This window comes from Falcatimonas sp. MSJ-15, from assembly GCF_018918265.1.
Classification (GTDB): domain Bacteria; phylum Bacillota; class Clostridia; order Lachnospirales; family Lachnospiraceae; genus Falcatimonas.
Genome location: NZ_JAHLQC010000047.1, coordinates 1 through 2,441 on the forward strand (window position 1 = coordinate 1; position 2,441 = coordinate 2,441).

Here is a 2,441-nt window from a genome sequence, read left to right on the forward strand (position 1 = left end):
CTTAAATTCTTCTGAGTACTGTGTAGCCATGTATTACTCCTCCAATCTTTAACTTTAATAATAAATCTATATTAAGGATTATTCCATATCTAATTTGTACTATTTACATTCTAACATCACGTTTTACATTTCCTTCCGGGTCTTTGATGCTGCTGACGTAATGCAGTCCATTGTAGCGGTACTCCGTAATTCCCTGTACGGTTTCGGTGCGGATCCTTCGGCCGATCTTATCATAGGCTGGCACAGCAGCAAGTATGATGGAATTCTTCAGGAAATCAATGCCCGTATGATTTTGTATAATTTCTGTGAATTAGTAACTTCTCACGCTGTGGTAAAAACATCTAAAAATACCAAACACGTCTATAAAATTAATTTCGCCACCGCAGTAAACATATGCAGGGCATATCTCAAACACGGCGGTGACGAAACAGAGACCATGCTTCTCATACAAAAGTATCTGACACCTGTCAGGTACAACCGAAAATACCCTATCCACCTCCACCCAAAGAGAAATAGGGATTTCATGTATCGGGTTGCATAAATCTCGTCACCATTATACTGCGTTATGAGGCAGATATGCAATCTGTCTTTTTGTAATGCGCAAAAATATTATTTCAACGCATCATACACCTATTTTCTATGCCTTAGTCCACTTAATAAATCCGGCATTTCTTAACTGAACTGTATTTTCAATGCATGACAGCGTATGATATACTGTTTTCATCATAAAAAACTTTATCTAAATGACATTGCTTATATGGTAAGAAAATAAATTTTACACTGTCTCATCATCTAATATTTTAATTATACCAGTATCCGTTTTCAAAAACGCTCTCGCCCAAGTTATATCATTTTTATCAAACTCAACATCATCTTCATATAAATACTCATCTGAATATTCATAATTAACATACAGTTCAGATGCAAAATCTGTAATACGTTTCAGATCATATGCTTTATCCAATTTGATAGCTGCTGGATATTGAGAAAGATCATAAATTGTAATCCTTTTTTTGCATGAACAACAATCGGCGAACAAACTTGGATGATTATCCTTGTAAATAAGAAATTTATCATTTTTACAATCACATATTATTTTGTACAAATATGAATAATCTCCTCCATATTCATGCTTTAGCATTTGAAAATATATATCACCTTCCACATCATTACAATAATTCTCAACATGTGTTGGTGCAATTATTTTTTTCATAATTGGTCTCCTAACTCTAATACTTAAAAATCAATTGAGTAATTGAATCTGGGTCTGCATCACACATACGATTGAACGCCTCAATTTCCCTATTAAGTTCATCAATATTATCTAATCCATAATTAGAAACATAATTAGTATTATATCTCTGTCCATCAATAACATACGAAGCATCTGGTTTAGTATATTTACCATCTGGAGCATATACTCTATTTCCATTAGAATCACGTTGTACACGATTTTTTCTAATATCTGTTGCACCATTAGATGCTGCATTATCCAATTCTGTTTCAATCGCATTATTATGCTTTACATTTCCTTTACCATGCTCTGCTCCCCAATTAGTTCTACTTGTTTCACTACCACTCTTTATCGACTTCGCCGCATCCTCAACTACATCATCCGCCACTTTATCTGCTTTTTTTGCAAATGTTTCGGCTTCTTCTTTTAGCAGTTTCTTCGGCAGGTGTTTTTCGAGGTCTATTGCATCGTCTGCTTTCTTTACAAGCTTCTTGATTCCGTCTGCCACGTTGTCAAGGTGTTTTAGTCCGCTTTCAACTATTCCGTTGCCAAGTACTTTGCTTGCCTTACCTGTCTTTGTAAAGGCATCGGCTCCGGGGATTATACTTAATGCACTAAGTCCTGCATTTATATAATCTCCTTCTGTAAGATACAGCACTGCATTTACTGCATCGCATATATCTCCATAGCCTGTTATACTTCCTGCTATATCTAATGCATCGTGAACTGCTTCTCGCCAGTTTATGTTTTTCTTTGCCTTTTTCGTTCCAGGTTCGGCACTTAATCCGAATGGATCTATCTGCGTTACTGGGTTTCCATTGGCGTAGGCGTAGCGGTTAAGACTTGGTGTGCTTGAAAGATTCCCTATTACGCTGTCGGCGCTTATGAATCTCTTTAGTTCTGGACTGTAGTATCTTGCTCTCATGTAGAGCAGTCCGTCTCTCTCGGTTATTACTCCGTCTCTTCCACAGTATCCGAAGATGTGGTCTCCGTCTCCGGTGTCATGAGTTCTCTCTCCATATAGTGAATAACTGTATCTGTCAGTTACTGTTCCTGTCTGGTCGGTTACTGCTCTTACGCTTCCTCTGAGATCACAGTGATATACCGTCAGGGTTCCTGCTGTTTCTGTCTTTGTGCCGTCAGTTTTTGCATCAGCTGTATTAGTGATTTCAGCTGTGACTTCTGTCTTCTCACTGCTTATAAGTCC

Annotated in this window: 4 protein-coding genes; 1 reads left to right on the plus strand and 3 read right to left on the minus strand. The window is 37.4% G+C overall.

The annotated features are described in order from the left end of the window. Positions 1-103 precede the first annotated feature (103 nt). Positions 104-190, minus strand: a complete 87-nt coding sequence (locus KQI85_RS17100) for a hypothetical protein (protein WP_371820696.1) — start codon at positions 188-190, stop codon at positions 104-106. Here KQI85_RS17100 and KQI85_RS16765 point away from each other — a divergent pair. Beyond that, complete coding sequence (locus KQI85_RS16765) at positions 161-541, plus strand: hypothetical protein (protein WP_253293945.1); 381 nt, start codon at positions 161-163, stop codon at positions 539-541. The genes KQI85_RS17100 and KQI85_RS16765 overlap by 30 nt on opposite strands. Positions 542-775: 234 nt before the next feature. Here the strand turns inward: KQI85_RS16765 and KQI85_RS16215 are convergent, their stop codons facing one another. Continuing rightward, positions 776-1,213, minus strand: coding sequence for a hypothetical protein (locus KQI85_RS16215; RefSeq protein ID WP_216577060.1), 438 nt, complete (start codon positions 1,211-1,213; stop codon positions 776-778). A gap of 16 nt (positions 1,214-1,229) precedes the next feature. Further along, positions 1,230-2,441, minus strand: a 1,212-nt coding sequence (locus KQI85_RS16220; RefSeq protein ID WP_216577061.1) for an RHS repeat-associated core domain-containing protein, incomplete at its 5' end; no start/stop codon positions are given.

Bases quoted from the DNA above. Each gene is read 5' to 3' on its own strand.
- KQI85_RS16765 (WP_253293945.1), top strand. From the start codon at position 161: ATGCAGTCCATTGTAGCGGTACTCCGTAATTCCCTGTACGGTTTCGGT.
- KQI85_RS16215 (WP_216577060.1), bottom strand. From the start codon at position 1,213: ATGAAAAAAATAATTGCACCAACACATGTTGAGAATTATTGTAATGAT.